Annotated in this window: 24 protein-coding genes; 8 read left to right on the top strand and 16 right to left on the bottom strand. The window is 70.2% G+C overall.

Annotation, left to right across the window (positions count from 1 at the left end):
* Positions 1-81: 81 nt before the first annotated feature.
* Complete coding sequence (locus KCQ71_RS23185) at positions 82-720, bottom strand: TetR/AcrR family transcriptional regulator (RefSeq protein ID WP_223410930.1); 639 nt, start codon at positions 718-720, stop codon at positions 82-84.
* An 85-nt stretch (positions 721-805) separates the two neighbouring features.
* On the opposite strand from KCQ71_RS23185, the gene KCQ71_RS23180 reads away from it, so the two are divergent.
* The 3 genes from KCQ71_RS23180 to KCQ71_RS23170 are packed head-to-tail and all read left to right on the top strand — an operon-like array spanning position 806 to position 3,307.
* Positions 806-1,459, top strand: a complete 654-nt coding sequence (locus KCQ71_RS23180; RefSeq protein WP_223411210.1) for a GAP family protein — start codon at positions 806-808, stop codon at positions 1,457-1,459.
* Positions 1,459-2,574: a serine hydrolase domain-containing protein gene (locus KCQ71_RS23175; protein ID WP_223410923.1), complete on the top strand. Its 1,116-nt coding sequence runs from the start codon at positions 1,459-1,461 to the stop codon at positions 2,572-2,574. Before KCQ71_RS23180 ends, KCQ71_RS23175 begins: the two co-directional genes overlap by 1 nt.
* A gap of 13 nt (positions 2,575-2,587) precedes the next feature.
* The gene (locus KCQ71_RS23170) at positions 2,588-3,307 is read left to right on the top strand and encodes a cyclase family protein (RefSeq protein ID WP_223410921.1); all 720 of its coding nucleotides are present in this window, start codon (positions 2,588-2,590) and stop codon (positions 3,305-3,307) included.
* Here KCQ71_RS23170 and KCQ71_RS23165 read toward each other — a convergent pair.
* The 4 genes from KCQ71_RS23165 to KCQ71_RS23150 all read right to left on the bottom strand — a co-directional run bounded on the left by KCQ71_RS23165 (position 3,304) and on the right by KCQ71_RS23150 (position 5,774).
* Positions 3,304-4,146: a DUF72 domain-containing protein gene (locus KCQ71_RS23165; protein ID WP_223410919.1), complete on the bottom strand. Its 843-nt coding sequence runs from the start codon at positions 4,144-4,146 to the stop codon at positions 3,304-3,306. The genes KCQ71_RS23170 and KCQ71_RS23165 overlap by 4 nt on opposite strands.
* A gap of 72 nt (positions 4,147-4,218) precedes the next feature.
* The gene (locus KCQ71_RS23160; RefSeq protein WP_223410917.1) at positions 4,219-4,584 is read right to left on the bottom strand and encodes a DoxX family protein; all 366 of its coding nucleotides are present in this window, start codon (positions 4,582-4,584) and stop codon (positions 4,219-4,221) included.
* A gap of 123 nt (positions 4,585-4,707) precedes the next feature.
* Positions 4,708-5,307, bottom strand: a complete 600-nt coding sequence (locus KCQ71_RS23155; RefSeq protein ID WP_223410915.1) for a TetR/AcrR family transcriptional regulator — start codon at positions 5,305-5,307, stop codon at positions 4,708-4,710.
* A gap of 41 nt (positions 5,308-5,348) precedes the next feature.
* On the bottom strand, positions 5,349-5,774 hold the full coding sequence (locus KCQ71_RS23150) for a DUF1801 domain-containing protein (protein WP_223410913.1): 426 nt from the start codon (positions 5,772-5,774) through the stop codon (positions 5,349-5,351).
* Positions 5,775-5,971: 197 nt separating this feature from the next.
* On the opposite strand from KCQ71_RS23150, the gene KCQ71_RS23145 reads away from it, so the two are divergent.
* Positions 5,972-6,742 (top strand): hypothetical protein, encoded by a 771-nt coding sequence (locus KCQ71_RS23145; protein ID WP_223410911.1) that lies wholly within the window; start codon positions 5,972-5,974, stop codon positions 6,740-6,742.
* A gap of 221 nt (positions 6,743-6,963) precedes the next feature.
* Complete coding sequence (locus KCQ71_RS23140; RefSeq protein WP_223410910.1) at positions 6,964-7,455, top strand: DoxX family protein; 492 nt, start codon at positions 6,964-6,966, stop codon at positions 7,453-7,455.
* 86 nt (positions 7,456-7,541) lie between these two features.
* Here KCQ71_RS23140 and KCQ71_RS23135 read toward each other — a convergent pair whose 3' ends face one another.
* The 5 genes from KCQ71_RS23135 to KCQ71_RS23115 form a co-directional block, all read right to left on the bottom strand.
* A complete protein-coding gene (locus tag KCQ71_RS23135) occupies positions 7,542-8,390 on the bottom strand; it encodes a phosphotransferase family protein (protein WP_223410908.1) in 849 nt (282 codons plus the stop codon).
* A 128-nt stretch (positions 8,391-8,518) separates the two neighbouring features.
* Positions 8,519-9,100 (bottom strand): carboxymuconolactone decarboxylase family protein, encoded by a 582-nt coding sequence (locus tag KCQ71_RS23130; protein ID WP_223410906.1) that lies wholly within the window; start codon positions 9,098-9,100, stop codon positions 8,519-8,521.
* A complete protein-coding gene (locus KCQ71_RS23125) occupies positions 9,087-9,419 on the bottom strand; it encodes a hypothetical protein (protein WP_223410903.1) in 333 nt (110 codons plus the stop codon). The genes KCQ71_RS23130 and KCQ71_RS23125 overlap by 14 nt, the downstream gene beginning before the upstream one ends.
* A gap of 70 nt (positions 9,420-9,489) precedes the next feature.
* Complete coding sequence (locus KCQ71_RS23120) at positions 9,490-10,002, bottom strand: SRPBCC family protein (protein ID WP_223410901.1); 513 nt, start codon at positions 10,000-10,002, stop codon at positions 9,490-9,492.
* 17 nt (positions 10,003-10,019) lie between these two features.
* Entirely contained in the window at positions 10,020-10,346 is a 327-nt protein-coding gene (locus KCQ71_RS23115) for an ArsR/SmtB family transcription factor (RefSeq protein ID WP_223410899.1), read from the bottom strand.
* A gap of 116 nt (positions 10,347-10,462) precedes the next feature.
* Between KCQ71_RS23115 and KCQ71_RS23110 the strand changes: the two genes are divergently transcribed.
* Together KCQ71_RS23110 and KCQ71_RS23105 are read left to right on the top strand one after the other, a co-directional pair.
* Positions 10,463-10,783, top strand: a complete 321-nt coding sequence (locus KCQ71_RS23110) for a hypothetical protein (protein ID WP_223410897.1) — start codon at positions 10,463-10,465, stop codon at positions 10,781-10,783.
* Entirely contained in the window at positions 10,780-11,217 is a 438-nt protein-coding gene (locus KCQ71_RS23105; RefSeq protein WP_223410895.1) for a MerR family transcriptional regulator, read from the top strand. Before KCQ71_RS23110 ends, KCQ71_RS23105 begins: the two co-directional genes overlap by 4 nt.
* Here the strand turns inward: KCQ71_RS23105 and KCQ71_RS23100 are convergent.
* From KCQ71_RS23100 to KCQ71_RS23085, 4 genes are all read right to left on the bottom strand, one after another.
* On the bottom strand, positions 11,208-11,627 hold the full coding sequence (locus tag KCQ71_RS23100; protein ID WP_223410893.1) for an arsenate reductase ArsC: 420 nt from the start codon (positions 11,625-11,627) through the stop codon (positions 11,208-11,210). The genes KCQ71_RS23105 and KCQ71_RS23100 overlap by 10 nt on opposite strands.
* 18 nt (positions 11,628-11,645) lie before the next feature.
* Entirely contained in the window at positions 11,646-12,668 is a 1,023-nt protein-coding gene (locus KCQ71_RS23095) for a metalloregulator ArsR/SmtB family transcription factor (protein ID WP_223410891.1), read from the bottom strand.
* Complete coding sequence (arsB, locus tag KCQ71_RS23090; RefSeq protein WP_223410883.1) at positions 12,665-13,789, bottom strand: ACR3 family arsenite efflux transporter; 1,125 nt, start codon at positions 13,787-13,789, stop codon at positions 12,665-12,667. Before arsB ends, KCQ71_RS23095 begins: the two co-directional genes overlap by 4 nt.
* A 283-nt stretch (positions 13,790-14,072) precedes the next feature.
* On the bottom strand, positions 14,073-14,447 hold the full coding sequence (locus KCQ71_RS23085) for an ArsR/SmtB family transcription factor (protein WP_223410882.1): 375 nt from the start codon (positions 14,445-14,447) through the stop codon (positions 14,073-14,075).
* 84 nt (positions 14,448-14,531) lie between these two features.
* Between KCQ71_RS23085 and KCQ71_RS23080 the strand changes: the two genes are divergently transcribed.
* The gene (locus tag KCQ71_RS23080; protein ID WP_223410881.1) at positions 14,532-15,953 is read left to right on the top strand and encodes an FAD-dependent oxidoreductase; all 1,422 of its coding nucleotides are present in this window, start codon (positions 14,532-14,534) and stop codon (positions 15,951-15,953) included.
* 48 nt (positions 15,954-16,001) lie between these two features.
* Here KCQ71_RS23080 and KCQ71_RS23075 read toward each other — a convergent pair whose 3' ends face one another.
* Together KCQ71_RS23075 and KCQ71_RS23070 are read right to left on the bottom strand one after the other, a co-directional pair.
* Positions 16,002-17,174, bottom strand: a complete 1,173-nt coding sequence (locus KCQ71_RS23075) for an MFS transporter (RefSeq protein WP_223410880.1) — start codon at positions 17,172-17,174, stop codon at positions 16,002-16,004.
* Between the two features lie 62 nt (positions 17,175-17,236).
* Positions 17,237-18,319 carry a flavin-containing monooxygenase gene (locus KCQ71_RS23070; protein ID WP_223410879.1) on the bottom strand — a complete coding sequence of 361 codons (1,083 nt, stop codon included), beginning with the start codon at positions 18,317-18,319 and terminating at the stop codon, positions 17,237-17,239.

Genomic DNA, 18,319 nt, shown 5'->3' with positions numbered 1-18,319 from the left:
GCACAGGTCCTGCGCCGACAGTCAGATGGCAGCCGGCTGCGCGCCCTCGACCAGCCCGAGTTCCGGCGCCACTGAATGCCACTAGCTCGACCGGCGCGCGGGCGGCACGGCGCGCATCAGGGCGCGGAGGAGGTCCCCGGCGGTCTCGGCGCTGACCGCACCGGGGGTGTTGACCAACTGTGACGCGAGCCCGTCGACGAAGGTGTGCAGCACGGCGGCCCACTCCTCGACCTCCGGATCGGGGTGGGGGAGGCCGACGTCCTCGAGCCGGCGGGTGGTCGCCTGCCCGCGCAGGGCCGCGACGCACTGGCGGTAGAGGGCGCGCTGGTCGTGCCACGTCCGCGAGCCGCCCGCGGGTGGGTGTCGGCGCTCCCACTCGGTAACGGCCGCCCACAGTGCGTACTCCTCGTGCCGCTGCGCGTCGAGCGGGAGCATCTCCGCGACGATCGAGACAACCCGTTCGACCGCGGAGCCGGACGTGCGCGGTCGCTGCACACGCGGGAGCACGCGGTTCCGGAGCGTCTCGGTGGCGGCCGTCATGACGTACGCCTGGAGTTCGTGCTGGTTGGCGAAATAGTGCCGTAGGGAGCCGGTGGACCAGCCGGCCTCGGTCGCGATGCCCCGGACCGTTACGCCGTCGAGCCCTTCTCGCAGAACGACCCGCAGTGCCGCCTCGGCGATCTCGGCGCGGCGCTCGGCGTGGTCGACAAGGCGGGGCATGGCCGATGCTAACACGGGCGTGTTAGCATGCGTGCGCGCAGCGGATCGCTGTGTCGACCCGACCAGGAGGGGCGAGCCCGTGTCGATGGTCACGGTGGGAGCCGTGCTCGGCCTCGCCCTCCTGGACATGCTCAGCCCCGCGCTCGTCGCAGTGACGCTCTACCTCCTGATCGCCCGGCCCCGACGCGCCGGTCTGTTGCTGGCCGTCTACCTGGGCACCGTCGCGGTCGCCTACTTCGTGCTCGGCGTGCTCCTCATGCTGGGCCTGGCCGCCCTGGCACCCGTGAGCGACCCGGTCGTGTGGCGCTGGGTACAAGGTGGAATCGGCCTGTCGCTGTTCATCGGCAGCTGGTTCATCCCGAGCAGGAAGACCGAGCGCTCCCCGGTCCGGGCCAGGACGTCCACCGTGCCGGCGATGGTGTTGCTGGGGCTGGGCACCTGGCTCTTCGAGTTCTACACCGCGGTGCCCTATTTCGCCGCCGTCGGTCTGATGACCTCAGCCGGCCTCGAGCCGGCCACGTGGCTGCCGCTGCTCGGCGCCTACGTGATCATCATGATCCTGCCCGGCGTCGTGCTGTACCTGGCCTGGGTCATCCTGCGTGAGCGGATGCAGGAGAGACTCGAACGGTGGCAGCGCAGGATCGCCACCGGTTCCCGCAGTGCTGCGAGCTGGATCGTCGGCATCGCCGGTGTCCTGATCTTGCTCGACGCGCTGCCCGACCAGATCACCATCTCCTAGTGAGCGGAGCACCATACGTGCGAAGGCGCGCAACGACTCGGGTCAGCGCCGCGGCAGTCCTGGTCGCGGTGTCGGCATCGTTGCTGGTCGGCTGCGGCCCGGGCGGACCGGACACCATCGCGCCGTTCGTGGCGGAGACGGTGCCCGCGGACGCCCGGGGCGTGGTCGTCGCCGCTCAGGCCGATGACCTGGTCCTGTGCGAAGGCTGGGGCTCGGCGGACGAGACGGGGGATGTGGCGTTCGGTTGTGACACGGTCGTGGACGTGATGTCGATGACGAAGCAGTTCACGGCCGCCGCGGTGCTCAGGCTCCAGATGCTCGGGGAGCTGGACGTCTCGGACCCGATCGGCACCTACCTGGATGCCGTGCCCGAGGACAAGCAGGGCATCACCATCGAACACCTGCTCACGCACACCTCCGGGCTGGTCGACGGTCTCGGCGACGACTACGACCCGGTCGGGCGCGACGACCTGATCGACGCCGCGATGGACTCGGTGCTGCAGTCGACGCCGGGTACAAGTTACGCGTACTCGAACCTCGGCTACGGCCTGCTGGCCGCGATTATCGAGATCGCATCCGGCACCGGGTACGAGCAGTTCCTCGCTGAGCATCTCTTCGGTCCGGCCGGGATGACCTCCACCGGGTATGTCCTTCCGGACTGGTCGAGGCTCGACGTCGCCGTCGAGTTCGACGACGAGGGGAACCCCCGGGGCCGCCCGATCGACCACCCGTGGGCCGAGGACGGCCCTTACTGGAACCTCCGTGGCAACGGCGGACTGCTCTCGACCGCGCGCGACATGTTCCGCTGGCATCTCGCCCTGCGGGGTGACGACGTCCTCGACGACGCCGCCAAGGCACAGCTCTTCGAGCCCCGGGTCCGCGAGGAGCCGGACGACACGTATTACGGCTACGGATGGGTCATCACCGATCACGACGACGAGCCGGTGGCCTGGCACAACGGTGGCAACAGCCATGCCTACGGCGAACTCGCCCGTACCCCGGACGGCAGTGCCATGCTCTTCTGGACCACCACGCAGGCGGCCAGTCGCGACGGCTGGACCTTCGAGGACCTCGGTCCCGAACTCACCGATGGCATCCTGCAGCGACTGCTGTGAACCGGAGAGACCCATGACCGACGACCGGGCGCACGTCGATGCGCATCCCTCCGCCGCCCCGACCGCGCGAGGGCGCCTGGTCGACCTGAGCCACACGATCACCGAAGGGCTGGTGACCTACCCGGGCCTGCCGGCTCCCGTCATCACGCCACACCTGACCCGCGAGGCATCCGCCGCGAACTACGCACCGGGCACCCGGTTCGCGATCGATGCCCTCACCCTCGTCGGCAACACCGGGACCTACCTCGACAGTCCCTACCATCGCTATGCCGACGGCACCGACCTCGCCGGGCTGAGCCTGGACACGCTCGTCGACCTGCCGGCCGAGGTGTTCCACGTGGCCGACGCAACGAGTCGCGGCGTGCCCGCGGCGGTGTTCCACGACCGTGACCTCACCGGGAGGGCCGTGCTGATCCATACCGGGTGGGATCGCCACTTCGGCACGCCCGAGTACGCGGACCGCGCGCCGTTCCTCACCGAGGCAGGAGTTCGGTACCTGATCGACCAGGGCGTCGTGCTGGTCGGGATCGACTCGCTCAACGTCGACGACACGGAGCCCGAGGCCCATGGAACCAGACCCGCGCACTCACTGCTGCTCGCTGCGGGCATCCACGTCGTCGAACACCTCACCGGGCTCGGCTCGCTACCGCCGAGCGGCGCGCGATTCACCGCCGTCCCGCCTAAGATCAGGGGGTTCGGCACGTTCCCCGTCCGTGCCTTCGCGCTGATCTAGGCTGCCCGGGTTCCATCGACGCGGTCCAGCAGCCGTACGGCGTCGTGAGGCGCGTGCCCGCTGGCGTCATTGTCGAAGTAGACGTAGGTGTCGAGGCCTTCAGCGAGCCACCTGCGGCACTGCTGCGCCCAATCGTCGAGGGATTCGTCGGTGTAGGCGCCGGTGTACAGCTCGTGCTGGCCGTGGAGGCGCACGTAGCGGAAGTCACTCGTCGCGTCGCCCATCGTCGGCCAGGTGCCCGCGCTGTCCGCGATGACGATGGCGACGCCATGCGCCGCCAGCAGACGGTGGGCCTCCGGGGAGTCGAAGCTCGGGTGTCGGGGCTCGACGGCGTGCTGGATCCGCTGTGCGGGAGCGATACCGGACGCGACAGCGCTCAGGATCCGTTCGGGCGGGAGCTTGTCGTCGTGCCGGGTGGCGAGTGACGCGATCTCGCCGTGCGTGCGGGGCAGCAGGGACAGGAAGTGGCCGACTCGCTCGGCGTCGAACGTCATCCGCGGCGGGATCTGCCAGAGGAACGGTCCCAGGCGGCTTCCGAGGGCGAGGACACCGGAGGCGAAGAAGTTGGCGAGAGGGGCCTCGATGTCGCGAAGTTGCTTCATGTGCGTGATGTAGCGGCCGCCCTTGATCGCGAACACGAAGCCCGCTGGCGTCTGTTCCGCCCATCGCGAGTAGGAACTCGGCCGCTGCAGGGAGTAGAAGGAGCCGTTGATCTCGGCCGACGTCATCCGCTCGGCGATGTAGCGGAGCTCGTCGCGCTGCCGCAGGCCGTCGGGGTAGAAGTCGCCACGCCAATTGGGGTAACGCCAGCCGGAGACACCGATGAAGCAATCACTCATTCACGCAGACTAGGTCCGCACCGTGCCACCGCCACCGGTACCGCTTGCGTCGCCCGGCGGCTGCGAGGGTGGTTATCGGCAGATCACGAACGAGTACACGCCGGTCGCAACACAGATCACGAACATCCCAGCGGCGTTCACGAAGAGGTTCCTGCTGAAGTCCTGTGCCCTGACGTGTGCGGCTATGGCGAGCACGAAATACAGGACCAGCGCGCAGCTCGTGACCGCACCCAGGTAGGGGATCCAGATGCCCGCGATCAGGCCCGCCGCGGCCGCGAACTTGATCGGCGGAAGCATCTTCCGGTACGTCCGTGGCAGATGTACCGCGTCGAAGCACTTGGCGATGAACGCGACCGGCTTGATGCACATCGCCCCGTCGACGATCTGGATGAGAGCGAGCAGCACCACGGGCCAGACGGGATCGGGAAGCGAGTTCATGGTCGTGCCGCGACCGGTGTGGTGACGGAGTCCATTTGCATACCATACGGCACGGTATGGTCACCGGACAAGCGTCGCCCGGCGGGGTGCCGCGCCGCCATCACCGGGCCGATCGCGTCCCGTTCAGGCAGGTCCCGCCGCCTGCTCGCCCTGGGCCGTATCGGCGGGCCCTTCCGGCACCAGCGGCAGGAGCGTCTCGAACAGGCCCCTGAGTTCGTCCGCCGCGACCGGAGGGGAGACCACCGAGGCACCCACCGCGAGCAGGTAGGGCAGTAGTGCGGCGGTGCGGGCCTCGGCGTCCGTCGTCACGTACGGTCGCCAGACGCGCTGCAGGGCGGCGAGCCTGGCCTCGTCGATCCGCGCCTGCGCGGACCGAACCTCCGGATCGGATGCCGACCACGCGCGCACCGCTACGTCGAGTTCCGGCTGGTAGAGGCCGGCCTCCCGTGGCTCGATGAGCTCGGTCAGCCGGCCGAGGGTCGAACGCGCGTCGCCGGTTGGCCCGACCTCGGCGATCGCGCGGTCCAGTTGCTCGATCGACAGCCGTTCGAAATGCGCCAGCAGGGCGCGCTTGTAGCCCTCGGCGCCGTCGAAGTGGTGGTGGAACGACCCCTTCGACAGTCCCAGCCTTGCCGCGATCCGGTCGATGCGGACACCGGCCGCGCCCTCCTGAGCCAGGACCCGGATGCCCTCGTCGAGCCAACGGTCGCGTGCTGCACCCATGGGGCCGACCGTACCATTCGGTATGGCTTGGTCGGCCCGCGTCACATCCGCTCGCCCGGCAGCCCGCTGGCCTGCTTGACCCACGAGCGGAGCTGCTTCTCGTCCAGCTCGTCATCCTCGTGGATGTCGAGGTAGCGCACCTCGCTGTGCTTGGACGCCTTCGGCGGCATCGGCTCGAGGGACGTCCCCCTGAGGAACTGCACCTGGACATAGTCCGTATAGCACCGGAAGGAGAGGAACCAGCCGTCGTCGTCGTGCCCGTAGTGCGGCTGGTTCCACTTCACGGCCTTGTGGACGTCCGGCACGATGGCCACGATGAGGTCGTCGAGGCGTCGCCCGATGTCTTGCTTCCAGTCCGGCATCGCGGCGATGTAGTCCCGGACCGGCTCGTTCCCCTCACCCTTCGGGATCTGCGGGTTGCCGCCGGAGAGCAGTGTCGGTCCGTCCTTCTTTCCGCGGTCGCTCATGAGTGCTCCGTCCTCTCGAACCCGTCAGCAATGCTAGGCATGGTCCGCAGGTGGCCGCCTCTCGAGTCCCGATCGATGAAGGCCGTCGACGGCGGAGCGTGCGTTCGCGCGGCCGCTCGCCTTTCGTAGACTGCGAGCGTGAACCTCGCACCCTGGGCCGCCGGCCGGCGATCGAGCCGCGCGAGGTCTGAGGTCTGATGCTCCCGGCGGAGTTCGCCGCGCTGCGGCGCGCCGACGCGCGTTCGGGGCGGAGCGTGGTGATGGTCGCGATCATCGCAGTGCTGTGTGCGGTGTTCCCGGTGACGCTCTACGTCCTGACGGGGGACATCGCCGCCGATCATCTGCTCGGGCGTACCGAAAAGGTGCAGGCCCGGGTTGAGTCGGTCACCGTCGAGGGACGCTGCAATCGCAGCTCCGTGGACAGGTACCGGGTCGAGCTCAGCTGGTCGACCGACGGTGCACCGGACCGGGGCAGTTACTCCACGTGCGGAAACGACCCGGTGGTGGGGGAGACCGTCGACGCCTGGGTTGCCGCGAGCGGCCACATGACGGCCGATTCGCCCACCGGCGCCAGGCTCGGCATGGCCGGCCTCGGCCTCTTCCTGGGCGGTGGTGCCGCCGCGGTCGGGTCCGCCTTCGTGGTGCAGGCCCGACGGCGCAGGCGGCGACTGCTGGCCGCCGCCGCGGGCGAACTCGCACCGGCCGAGCTGGTCGCGCTGACCCGGATCAGGAACGCGAACTTCCGGGTGCGCCCTGCGGCCGGACCGCCGGGATCGACCTCGGTCGGCTCGAGTGCCACCACGGTTCTCTACAGCCGGGCGGGCGTCCCGACGAGGCGCCCAGCGCCGCGTGCGATGGAGGGACCCTGGCAGCTCCGAATGGCGCCGGCCACGGACGCTCGCGGCCTCGTCGCACTGCTGACCCGCGGGCCGGAGCGGTGCTGGGTCGACATCGCGGTTCGCCGCTGAGACCCGCCCGCGCGCGGCGCCGCGCTCAGGGGAAACCCCCACCGGCCCGTCAGGGTCCGCTGCGCCCGCTGTCGTACCCGGGCGACCCCACGAGTCGTCACCGAGCGCCCCCCGATGCGCCCGATGACGCAGCCCGGAACCCGCTCACCGGTGGATCCGCTCCGGGCCCGTCACGGCGACGCTGAGAACGTCCGAAAAACGCACCCATCCCGGAGGTTCTCATGTCCAGCACGACCACCTATCGTCCGGCGCCGACCGCGCCGCCGGCCACCATCTCGACCCGGTTCGCAGGCTGGGCCGAACGGCACGGCGTCACCCTGCTGCGCGTCAGCATCGGCCTGATCTTCCTGGCGTTCGGGATCCCGAAGTACATCCCGGGCGCGAGCCCTGTCGAGGCGTTGGTGACCGACACGGTCGAGGCGCTCTCCCTCGGACTGGTCTCGGGGCACGCCGCGATGGTCGCCGTCGCACTGCTCGAGACGTTCATCGGTCTCACCCTCGTGACGGGCAAGTTCCTGCGACTCGGGCTGCTCGCGATGGGCGGCGCGATGGTCGGATTCTTCGCCCCGATCGTGCTGTTCGCCGGCGACCTCGTCGGCGGCGGCCTCACCCTCGAGGCGCAGTACATCATCAAGGACATCGTCCTCGTCACCGCCGCGTTGGTGATCGCGTCCAGGGCCCTGCAGGGCCGGGTCGCCTCGCCCGCTCGATGACGCGAGCTCCCCAGGCCCACCTCCCGAAGGCCGCCGCACCCGCCGATCCCGGCAGGCGCGGCGGCCTTCGGCATGAGCCGGTCCGGTCAGGTGCCGCCGAACACATGCGTGAAGGTGCGGCCGGAGTTCTCGAGATACGCCACCCGCCCGGCCGGGTCCTCAAGGCCGTACGCGAGGTCCTCGAGCCACTTGCACCGCGCATGGAAGTAGATCCGCGCGCGTTCGTCGGGCATCGGTGGCCCGTCGAGCCCGGCGCTGACCGCGAGGGCGACGGCGGAGCCAAGGTCTCGTAGCAACAGCCCGGTGTCCCGGGCCGGGTCCGCGAGCGCGGCGTCGGTCCAGTCGATGATGCCGGTCACCTGCCCGCTCTCGTCGACGAGGATGTGCTCGGCCCCGAGGTCGTTGTGTTGGGCGACGCGCACCGACCTGGTCGGCGGCGGCGCCTCATCGAGGAATGCCGCCACGGCCGCCGCCCGCTCCACGCCGAGGTAGGACCGGGCGGCCTCGAGGTTCTCCCGGGCGTCGGCGAGCCACGCCTCGTTCGGGTGATCGTCCACCTCCATCGGCGGCTCGGGCTCGACCCGACGCACGGCGGTGAGCACGTTGATCAGCGCGTGTTCGACGGCGGGCCCGACCCGGTCGGGCCGGCGCAGCAGGGGCGCCCCCGGGAGCCTCCGGTACACGAGTACCCCCAGGTCCGCTCGGTGCACCAGGGGCACGGGGACCGGCACCGCGGTCGCGCCGGCGAGCGCGTCCAGCAGAGCGACCTCCCGCGCGAGGGCCTCGACGTCCGCTGTGCGGCGGACGATGAAACCGTCGACGGCGAACGTCGAGTTCTCGCTGCCGCGCGCCAGGGTCGTGGGCTGGGCGGTGTCGGACCAGAGGTGGTGGTGGCTCCCGAGTTCGGCGAGCATCGCCCGTTCTGCCGGGCTCACCGCTGCACCGGCTCGTTGGGTCGGTAGTGGTCCATGACGCATGGTTGCTCCGAATGGCGGTTCGCGTCGAGCGGATCCGGATTCGTAGGCCGTGGGTGCTGCGCGGCCTTCGAATGAGCAGCGCCGGCCTATCCGTATCCGCGTCTGAGCAGCATTGCCGCGGCCCTGTCGAACTCGGCGTTCGTCGGAACGGTGAAGTCGAGGGCGTCAGCGTATCGGGTGATGATGTTGAACACGGCGGCGACCGCGGCGGCGTCAGCAAGTTGTGTGCGGCTCACGCCGGCGTCCATCGCGTCCTTCGCGTCGGAGGCCGCCAGGTCGCCGGGTCGCAGGGTCATGGTCTCCAGGAATGCGAGCGTGGCGCGCAGCGGTTCGGAGATCGGCGCGGTGCGGTAGTCGGCGAGGCAGGCGTCGACGAGCGCCGGCTCGAGACCGCGCACAGCGGTCGCATGGTGTGCACCGATGCAGAAGGCACAGGAGTTCCAGTGGCCCACCATCGCGGCCATCAGTTCCCGCTCGCCCACGGACCAATCGCCGGGTCCGCGCATCGCCGCCTGAGTCCAGGCGCCGAAGGTCGGGCCGACGAAGGACCGGTGATAGAACGCCACGCGGGCCGCGTCGGGTAGACGTGCCGCGGACACGATCGAGATGACCCGGATCAGTGCCCGGCCGCGGAGGCTGTCGCCGCGCTCGACGTCAGGAAGTCGCATCGCCGGTCCCCTCGATCGCTCCGATCGCGGCATCCCACTGGGCGAGTCCGGCCCCGATGCTGGCGGCCATGATGATCTCGAACGCCCTCTTGTCGCTGCCCTCGGCGACGCGAACCTCCTCGACCTGGGCATCGGTGACCCGGTATGCGGCTTCCCCGATCTGCCGAGCGAGCGCGTCGTAGGGTTGGCCGAGCGGAGCGCCGCCGGCCGCTCGGGCCAGCACGGCCGCGCGCAGCGCCGCCTCGGTCACTCCGGCCGAGCCGGTGGCCGCACTCCGCACCGCCTCGGCGTGACGCCGGTGCTTTTCGATCGCGTCCATCTGCGACCTCCGTTCGCCTGGCCGCGAACGTCCGATGACGCTCGGGCGAGCCCTCCCGTGCTGAGCCGGGTTACGCGAGGGCCGAGGTTGAACCATCGCGTGCGACTCGTTCCGCCACGTCGCGGTAGCGGGCGAGGTACAAAGGCCAACCGTCTCCGGTATCGAGACTCGTGAAGCCTTCCCAACCCTGCCCGTGGCGGTCGAGGTTGCGGTGCTCCAGCACGACTCGGGTGCGATCGGGGGCCTCGGAGGTGAAACGGATCTCGACCTCGCTGGTGCGGGCGGGGTCGGGTTCGATCCGCCATTGCGGGCTGATGTCCCAGCTGAACGCGAGCCGGTGCGGCGGCTCGTAGGCGAGCACTCTTGCCCAGGTGCAGATGCTCCCGTCGGTGCCGATGTCGTAGATCGTGCCGCCGACACGGGGTTCGAGGACGGTTCGTTCGATCGGCACCGGGAGCAGGTTGTGCGCGCGGGGTTTGATCTCGTCGAAGTGTCCGGTGAACACCCGGAAGGCGTGGTCGACGGGAACCTCGACCGTGATGTCGACGTGCAGGTTGGTCCGTTCTTGCGGCGCGGTACTCATGGGGCTGGGATTCCTTCCTATTCCAAGGGTTCTGCCTGGTAGGTCTGCTCGGCCACCTTCTTGAAGGTGGTCAGAGCCTGTGTCCAGTAGGACTCCAACTCGTGCCGCAGTTCGGCCAGCCCGTCAGGACGGGCCTGATACATGCGCAGGCGTCCCTGCTGGTGGACGTCGACCAAGCGTGCGTCGAGCAGCACCCGCAGATGCTGAGACACCGCGGGGCGACTGACCGGCAAGTCCTGCGCGATCTCGGTCACCGAGCACGGGCTGTGCGCAACGCGCGCGAAGACGCGACGCCGCGTCGGATCGCCCAACGCGTGCCACGGGTCGACAGTCAATGCGGACACAACCCGTAAGTTACCACTTACGCGTCCGGATGGCGAGGACGATCATGACACCGCACGGAACTGATGCCGGTCGAGGGCTTGTATCCCGTACCCAGGTACGGGTTTACCGTTGTCCTATGGCCTTCGAGATACCCGACGCGTGCAACCTCCCGACCATGCAGCGACCGATCCGCCTGGCCGAGTTCGACGAACTCCTGACCGGCTCGGTACGCACTTACGGGCGCGACTCGCCCACACGCCTCACGCTGCGCCTGCATCGCGACGCGCGCCTCGAGGAGACCGTCCGCGACCTCGCCGCCCGCGAGGCGCAGTGCTGCTCATTCTTCGGCTTCACGATCGCCGCGGACGGCTCCGACGTTGTGCTGGGCATCGAGGTCCCACCGCAGCACGCATCGATCCTCGACGCACTGCAGGCGCGATCGGAGGCGATCGCATGAGTATGCGCAGCGGCCAGGTCGCCGAGCGCGCCGGCGTCAACGTGGAGACCCTGCGTTACTACGAGAGGCGCGGACTGATCGCGGTGCCCGCACGCAGCACGGGCGGGCACCGCGCCTACTCCGAGGACACCGTGGCGCTGCTTCGGGTCATCAAGTCGGCACAACGGCTCGGCTTCACGCTCGACGAGGTGGCCGAGCTCCTGGCAGCCGGGAGCCGCCGGCACCCGACGCCAGACCTGCGCACCCGTGCCGTGGCGAAGCTCAAGGAGATCGAGCAGCGGATGGCCGACCTCGCGACGATCCGCGCATCCCTACAACAGCTCGTCGATAGCCGCTGCGACAGCCTCACCGGCTGCACGTGCGCGGACTGCCCGATTCCCTATGTCGACCTCGCCCGGATGGGTGGCGCGGGCACCGGCTCAGTTCAGGCTTGAGCCGGGGCCACGCCCAGTTCGCCCAGGAGCGTCAGGACCCGCCCGCGGATCTCATCGCGGATCGGGCGCACCGATTCGATGCCCTGCCCCGCCGGGTCTTCGAGGGTCCAGTCCTCGTAGCGCTTGCCGGGAAAGATCGGGCAGGCGTCGCCGCAGCCCATGGTGATGACCACGTCGGATGCTTGGACGGCTTCGGTGGTCAGGACCTTGGGCTGCTCGGCGCGGATGTCGATACCGACCTCGGCCATGGCCTCGACGGCGACCGGGTTGATCTGGTCGGCCGGCATGGACCCGGCGGAACGGACCTCGACGGCCCCGCCGGACAGGGTGCGCAGGAACCCTGCGGCCATCTGGGAACGGCCGGCGTTGTGTACGCACACGAACAGGGCGGATGGCTGGGTGGTGGTCATGGTCGGCTCCAACGAGGGTCAGGTGGTGGGCAGGGTGAGGTCGGGCAGCAGCTCGGTGAGGAGACTCCGGACCCGGGTGTCGAGGTCGTCCCGGATCGCGGCGACGCCCGCGGGTGAGGCCAAGGCGGGGTCCCCGACGAGCCAGTCCTCGTACCGGATGCCGGGCAGGATCGGGCAGACGTCGCCGCAGCCCATCGTGACCACGACGTCCGCGGCACGGACGGCATCATCGGTGAGAGGCTTCGGGAACGCGTCGGTGGTGCCGAGATCGGCGAGGGCCTCGCGGACCCCGGTGTGCACGTCCGCTGCGGGTGTTGACCCAGCCGAGCGAACGGTCACGCGCTCACCCGCGTACCGCTTCATCAGGGCCGCGGCCAGCTGGGAGCGGCCGGCGTTCGCGACACAGACGAACAGCACCTGCGGGACCGAGTTCGTGGCGTCCCGGCTGACGTCGGCCAGGCGCTGTCGGGCGAATCGTTCAGCGAGTGGGACCAGGTGCGCGGAGACCCTCGCGGTGCGGGCCAGGCTCGTGTAGGACTCGCGCACGATGCGCTGCACCACGTCGAAGTGAACATCGGCGAAGGACGTCGCGAGCTCGGTGACCAGGCGATCCAGCACCGCGTCGGCGTCGTCCAGACCGCTGAACACCTCCCGGCGGTGCGGCGCCTCGAGCGCGGCGGGCGCGAAGGCGTCCAGCAGGGTCGCGACCGCACCTCGGTAGCCGGGCTCGATCCGGTACCAGACCCAGGTACCGCGCCGCTCGGAGGTCAGGACGCCAACGTCGCGCAGCACCTTCAAGTGGTGGGAGACGGTCGGCTGGGACACGTCGGTGAGCGCCGCGAGATCGCACACACAAGCCTCGCCGGCCGGTGCGGTCGCGATGAACGAGAGCATTCGCAACCGGAGTGGTTCGGCCAGGGCCTTCAGCGTGGTGGCCACCGTGGTGGCGCTCTCGGTGGCGATCGCATGTGACTCGAGCTGTGGTGCGCAGTCCGGGTCGGTCACGTCGAACATGGACCGCACCGCGTCGGAGGTGGTCATGATCGTGCTCCTTCCATGGATGGGGTGCTGCCGGGGAGAGTGTTGGGGTCGGTGTGGAACAGGCGGCGGGCGAGCCAGAGCGAGACGTAGACGAGTCCAACCAGGACCGGGACCTCGATCAGGGGGCCGACCACACCGGCGAGGGCCTGCCCGGACGTCGCACCGAAGGTGCCGATCGCGACGGCGATCGCGAGTTCGAAGTTGTTGCCGGCTGCGGTGAACGCGAGCGTGGTGGAGCGGGCGTACCCGAGTCCCAGGGATTTGCCGAGCGCGATCCCGATGCCCCACATGAGCGCGAAGTAGACCAGCAGGGGCAGTGCGATGCGGGCCACGTCCAGGGGGTTGGAGGTCACGGCCTCGCCTTGGAGGGCGAACAGCAGCACGATCGTGAACAGGAGCCCGTAGAGGGCCCATGGCCCGATCCGGGGCACGAACGTGGCCTCGTACCAGTCGCGTCCCTTGGTGCGTTCGCCGATCCAGCGGGAGGCGAAGCCGGCGAGTAGTGGGACCCCGAGGAAGACCACGACGTTGAGTGCGATCTGCCCCACGGAGACGTCCAGGCCCTGGGTGTCCAGGCCGAGCCACCCGGGCAGCACGGTCAGGTAGAAGTACCCGAGCAGGGAGAACGCGATGACCTGGAACACGGAGTTGATCGCCACGAGGACGGCGGCCGCTTCCCGGTCACCGCAGGCGAGGTCGTTCCAGATCACGACCATCGCGATGCACCGGGCCAGGCCCACGATGATCAGCCCGGTCCGGTACTCCGGCAGGTCCGGCAGCAGTGCCCAGGCCAGGGTGAACATCAGCGCGGGTCCGAGCAGCCAGTTCAGCGCCAGGGAGCTGATCAGGAGCTTCTTGTCGCCGGTGACGGCGCCGACCTTGTCGTAGCGGACCTTCGCCAGCACCGGGTACATCATCACCAGCAGGCCCAACCCGATCGGAACGGAGATCCCCCCGACCTCCAGCGCCGTCAGCACGCCGGCGAGGCCCGGTACGAACCGGCCCAGGACCAGGCCGGCGACCATGGCCAGCCCGATCCAGACCGGCAGCCACCGGTCCAGTGTCGAGAGCCGGGGTGCTTGGGTGCGCTGCGCGCCGGGCGCGAGGGCGGTCTCACTCACGCCAGGACCTCCTCGATCTCGGCGACCAGCACGTTCCTCGGGTGGGCACCCACCACCGACGTCACGAGTTCGCCCCAGGGTAGAAGTTCAGCGTCGTCGGAATGGACACGACGCCCGCGTCCGCGACGGTCACAGCGACGGTGTCCAGACTCATCAGATCTCCTCCGTGGCCGGGCGGTGAACCGGGCCTGCTATATAGATATGCGTCTATGTTGACACGTATCGATATAGCGCGCAAGCGATGTGTCTGCAGGGCTTACGGCGAAGGGTATGGGGGGTGCGGCTAGCGCTGCGGCGCGGTGGTGCTGCTTGTGCTGGCGAGGCCGGCGGCCAGGTGCGTCAGGGCGTTGGGCTGGAGCGAGTAGTAGGCCCAACGGCCTCGTTGTTCGCGGGCGAGCAGGCCGGCGTCGACGAGGATCTTGAGGTGGTGGCTGACGGTCGGCTGGGCGAGGGCGACGGGTTCGGTGAGGTCACATACGCAGGCCTCGCCGTCCGGTTGGGCGGCGATGATCGCCAGGAGCTGGACGCGGGTGGGATCCGAGAGTGCCTTGAACGCGTGCGCGACGTCGCGGGCGACCTCGGGGTCGAGAGCCGGCGCGACTGCGGGGGCGCAGCAGCCGATGTCCGCTGCCGCCGGTGCGATCTCGGTCGTCGTCATGGCGCTAGTGTCCCATGGATTGACATTCTTCGATGCGTGGGTCACGCTCGGTCTCATTGATGTTTCTCGATGTGAGGAGTGGTGATGGTTGAGGTTGCGCGTGCGGAGTTGCCGGTCGTGGTGATCGGGGCGGGGCCGGTGGGTCTGGCGGCCGCGGCGCATCTGCTGGAGCGTGGCATTGAGCCGCTCGTGCTCGAGGCGGGGGAGGGGCCCGGCGCCGCCGTCGGGTCGTGGGGGCAGGTGCGGTTGTTCTCGCCGTGGCGCTACGACGTCGATGCCGCGGCGGCCCGGATCCTTGAGCCGACCGGGTGGGTCGCCCCGGATCCGGATGCCCTGCCGACCGGCGCCGAGCTCGTCGCGCAGTACCTCGCACCGCTGGCCCAGACCGAAGAGATCGCGCCTCGGCTGCGCACTCACACCCGGGTCGTGGCTGTGGCGCGCGATGGCGGCGACAAGACCCGGAGCCTGGGTCGTGAGCGACTGGGCTATCGCGTGCGCACCGTGGACTCCCACGGCACCGTCGTCGACATCCTGGCCCGGGCCGTGATCGACGCCTCGGGCACCTACGGGCACTCCAACCCGTTGGGCGTGAGCGGCCTTCCCGCAGCCGGCGAGGATCAAGCTGCCGGATTCATCACCGGCCCTCTGCCGGACGTACTCGGCGCGGACCGGGCCCGGTTCGCGGGCCGGGACACCCTGGTCGTGGGCATGGGGCACTCGGCCGCGAACACCCTCCTGAGCCTGGTCGAGCTGGCCGCCGCCGACCCGGCCACCACGATCACCTGGGCGATCCGAGGGGGATCGGCGCGTCGCCTGTTCGGCGGTGGGACCGACGACGAGCTCCCTGCCCGTGGCCTGCTGGGCACCCGGCTCAAGGGTGCGGTCGAGGCCGGGCAACTGCGGCTGCTCACCCGGGTCTCGATCGAAGGGCTGCTGCCCGGCGACGAGTCGGTCCGGGTGCTCGGTGCGTCCCGTGAGGGCGACCTCGACCTGAACGTGCACTCGATCGTCAACGCGACCGGATTCCGGCCCGACCTGGGCATGCTGCGCGAGGTCCGCCTCGACCTCGACCCCGTTGTGGAGGCGCCGACCGCTCTCGCGCCGCTGATCGACCCGAACCAGCACTCGTGCGGCACCGTGCCCGCGCACGGGGAGCGCGTCCTGGCGCACCCCGACGACGGGTTCTACCTGGCCGGGATGAAGTCCTACGGGCGGGCACCGACATTCCTCCTGGCCACCGGGTACGAACAGGTCCGGTCGATCGCCGCCGCCCTGGCCGGCGACCGAGCCGGCGCGGACACCGTCGAACTGGCCCTACCCGCGACCGGAGTCTGCTCCAGCGACCTCGCCCTCGAAGCCGACCAGCCAGGCGCCGCGACCTCGTCGTGCTGCGGGAGCGCGCCCGCCGCGCCCCAGCTCGTCACCCTCGGGGTGGGTGCGGGCGCCGGGCTGGGATTCGCCACCGGCGTGGCGCACGGCCGCTCCGGCGACGCTGCGGACGCCTGATCCCACGTCAGCCGCAGCCCACCGACCCGGCCTGATGATCGACTCTGCCTAGGGGAGGTGCGGATCGGGTGCGCTTGGTGGAGCAGTCCTGGTCGCGACGAACGCAGCAAGCCCCGCGGCGCCGGCCAGTGCCGCGAAGGTCGCGGGGTAGGAACCGGTCGTGTCCTTGAGCACGCCGGCGACCCAAGGCGCCAGGGCCATCGCCAGCGTGGTCGGCGCATTCAGGATCCCGTACAGGGCCCCGAACCCTTCGGTGCCCCATCGGTCGCTGACGGCGGTCGACTGCAACAGCGTGTACGCACCGCGGACGACTCCCAGGCCGATGGCCGCGGCCACGAGCGCCGGGCCGGGTCCGGGAAGTAGTCCGACGGCCGCGACACCTGCACCGGAGAGGGCGAGGATGGCGACCGCTCGCGAGACCGGCGTCGTCCTTCCGGCCAGTGGTGCGTAGGCGAGGCGACCCGCGAGCTGGCCGGCCCCGGACAGGCCCAGGGCCCACGCGGCCGCGGATGCTGACAGGCCACGCCAGGTCAGCATCGGAATCAGGTGGATGGTCGCGGCGAACATCGCGAACGCCCCCAGGGACGTCGCGACCGTGAGGGCGACGAAGGCGCGTGATCGCGCAATCGCACGCGTGCCCTGGCCGGGCCGGGCGCCCGGGTCAAGCGAACGGTGGCGGTGCGGCGGCCAGGGTGCGCGCAGTCCAAGGGCGTGCGCCGGGATCGTGACGAGGGCCAGCAAGGCTGCGAGGACGAGGTAGGTGTGGCGCCAACCGAGCTGCTCCAACAGCGCGGCGGTGACCGGGGCGAAGATCGTGCTGGCCAGCCCCGCGACAAGCGTGACGGTCAACAGCGCCCGAGTCCGAGCCGGCCCGTACCAGCGCGTGATGGCAGTGAAGGCCGGTGCATACAGGACCATCGACTGCGCCAATCCGGCGATGACCCACCCGGTCACGAACCACCCGAGGTTCGGCGCCCACGCGATCACCAGGACGGCGCCGGTCGCCAACGCCGAGCCACCGGTCATCACCCATCGGGGGCCATGCTGGTCGATCACCCGCCCGACGGCTACCCCGGCACCGGCGGCCACCACCAGGGCGGCGGAGAATGCCGCGAGGGTCGAGGTGGCAGACCAGCCGGTCTCCGCCGTGATGGCCGGTAGCGCGACCGGGAAGGAGTAGTAGAGCACTCCCCAGCCCACGATCTGGGTCAGGCACAGCACCCCGAGGACGCCTCGCGGCCGAGCCGTGGCCCGGCTTCGCGGGACCGCTCGCCCAGGCAGGGTCATGCCCGGGCGAGGGGCCGCGCCGAGCGTGCGTGGGCCACGACCGCCGTCGCGACGTGGTCCGCATCGCGGTGCACCCCGCGCAATGTGTTCGAGGAGAACGAGCGCTGCAGCTCCAGGCCCACATACCCCAGCCCCGGGTGGGTAGTGGAGATTCCACCCCGATGACGGGGCATGCCGGCCTCATCGAGCGCGCCCAGCGCGTGCAGGTAGGCCAAGGCAGGTCGGTATCCGGTTGCGAGGACCAACGCATCCACGGACTCACGCGAACCGTCCGACCAGACGACTTCGCCGTGCTCGACCCGGGCGAACATCGGACGCCGCTCCAGCCGTCCGCTCTCGACCGCGTCCCGGTAGGTGCCGGTATCGAGCACCAGGGGTGCCCGCACCAGTCGCCGCAGCCAGGCCGGGGACAACCGGTCGAACCCGGACACCCGGAACCAGAAGTGCAGATCCCGGCCGGCCGGGCGCTGCGCGGCGAACGTGATCGGCTCGCGTGTGGCCAGCGTCAGCCGGGCGACTTCGTTCAGCTCGTGCGCGATCTGCACCGCCGAGTTCCCACCCCCGACCACGACGACCCGCTGCCCGGCGAAGTCCGCGGGCTCCCGGTAGGCCGCGGAGTGCACCACCCGGCCCGCGAAGGCCTCCAGCCCCGGCAGCGAGGGCGTCACGGGATTGGCGAACGATCCCGTCGCCGCGATCACCGCACTGCCGATGACCTCCTCACCCTCCGCGGTACGCACCAGGAACGCCGACCCTGCCCGCTCGACCGTCGACACTCGTGTGCCCATGCGGACCTCCACACCCAGATGCGCCGCATACCGGGCGAGATGGTCCACCACCTCGTCCCGCGCCGGATAACGATCGGGGTCACCCCCGAACAGGAACCCGGGGAAGCCGCTGTAACGCGCCGGGGAGAACAGGCGCAGGCTGTCGTAGTACGAGGGCCACGAGCCCACCGGCCGGTCACCGGCCTCGAGCACAAGCGGCTCAAGACCGCGGTCGCGCACGGCCCGGGCCGTAGCCAACCCGGACTGACCGGCACCGATGATGATCACAGGGAGTGCAGATGAGGAGGTCAC

Source organism: Occultella gossypii (assembly GCF_019947135.1).
GTDB lineage: Bacteria > Actinomycetota > Actinomycetes > Actinomycetales > Beutenbergiaceae > Occultella > Occultella gossypii.
Note: the sequence above shows the minus strand (reverse complement) of the source record. Positions and strands in the feature narration are given on the sequence as shown.

What these genes read in the sequence shown, in the direction of transcription:
- KCQ71_RS23140 (WP_223410910.1), top strand. Translation starts at nt 6,964, where the DNA reads ATGTCCAGCACGACCACCTATCGTCCGGCGCCGACCGCGCCGCCGGCC.
- KCQ71_RS23155 (WP_223410915.1), bottom strand. Translation starts at nt 5,307, where the DNA reads ATGGGTGCAGCACGCGACCGTTGGCTCGACGAGGGCATCCGGGTCCTG.
- KCQ71_RS23105 (WP_223410895.1), top strand. Translation starts at nt 10,780, where the DNA reads ATGAGTATGCGCAGCGGCCAGGTCGCCGAGCGCGCCGGCGTCAACGTG.
- KCQ71_RS23185 (WP_223410930.1), bottom strand. Translation starts at nt 720, where the DNA reads ATGCCCCGCCTTGTCGACCACGCCGAGCGCCGCGCCGAGATCGCCGAG.
- KCQ71_RS23110 (WP_223410897.1), top strand. Translation starts at nt 10,463, where the DNA reads ATGGCCTTCGAGATACCCGACGCGTGCAACCTCCCGACCATGCAGCGA.
- KCQ71_RS23085 (WP_223410882.1), bottom strand. Translation starts at nt 14,447, where the DNA reads ATGACGACGACCGAGATCGCACCGGCGGCAGCGGACATCGGCTGCTGC.
- KCQ71_RS23145 (WP_223410911.1), top strand. Translation starts at nt 5,972, where the DNA reads ATGCTCCCGGCGGAGTTCGCCGCGCTGCGGCGCGCCGACGCGCGTTCG.
- KCQ71_RS23170 (WP_223410921.1), top strand. Translation starts at nt 2,588, where the DNA reads ATGACCGACGACCGGGCGCACGTCGATGCGCATCCCTCCGCCGCCCCG.
- KCQ71_RS23080 (WP_223410881.1), top strand. Translation starts at nt 14,532, where the DNA reads ATGGTTGAGGTTGCGCGTGCGGAGTTGCCGGTCGTGGTGATCGGGGCG.
- KCQ71_RS23150 (WP_223410913.1), bottom strand. Translation starts at nt 5,774, where the DNA reads ATGAGCGACCGCGGAAAGAAGGACGGACCGACACTGCTCTCCGGCGGC.
- KCQ71_RS23165 (WP_223410919.1), bottom strand. Translation starts at nt 4,146, where the DNA reads ATGAGTGATTGCTTCATCGGTGTCTCCGGCTGGCGTTACCCCAATTGG.
- KCQ71_RS23125 (WP_223410903.1), bottom strand. Translation starts at nt 9,419, where the DNA reads ATGGACGCGATCGAAAAGCACCGGCGTCACGCCGAGGCGGTGCGGAGT.
- KCQ71_RS23095 (WP_223410891.1), bottom strand. Translation starts at nt 12,668, where the DNA reads ATGACCACCTCCGACGCGGTGCGGTCCATGTTCGACGTGACCGACCCG.
- KCQ71_RS23100 (WP_223410893.1), bottom strand. Translation starts at nt 11,627, where the DNA reads ATGACCACCACCCAGCCATCCGCCCTGTTCGTGTGCGTACACAACGCC.
- KCQ71_RS23130 (WP_223410906.1), bottom strand. Translation starts at nt 9,100, where the DNA reads ATGCGACTTCCTGACGTCGAGCGCGGCGACAGCCTCCGCGGCCGGGCA.
- KCQ71_RS23180 (WP_223411210.1), top strand. Translation starts at nt 806, where the DNA reads ATGGTCACGGTGGGAGCCGTGCTCGGCCTCGCCCTCCTGGACATGCTC.
- KCQ71_RS23120 (WP_223410901.1), bottom strand. Translation starts at nt 10,002, where the DNA reads ATGAGTACCGCGCCGCAAGAACGGACCAACCTGCACGTCGACATCACG.
- KCQ71_RS23160 (WP_223410917.1), bottom strand. Translation starts at nt 4,584, where the DNA reads ATGAACTCGCTTCCCGATCCCGTCTGGCCCGTGGTGCTGCTCGCTCTC.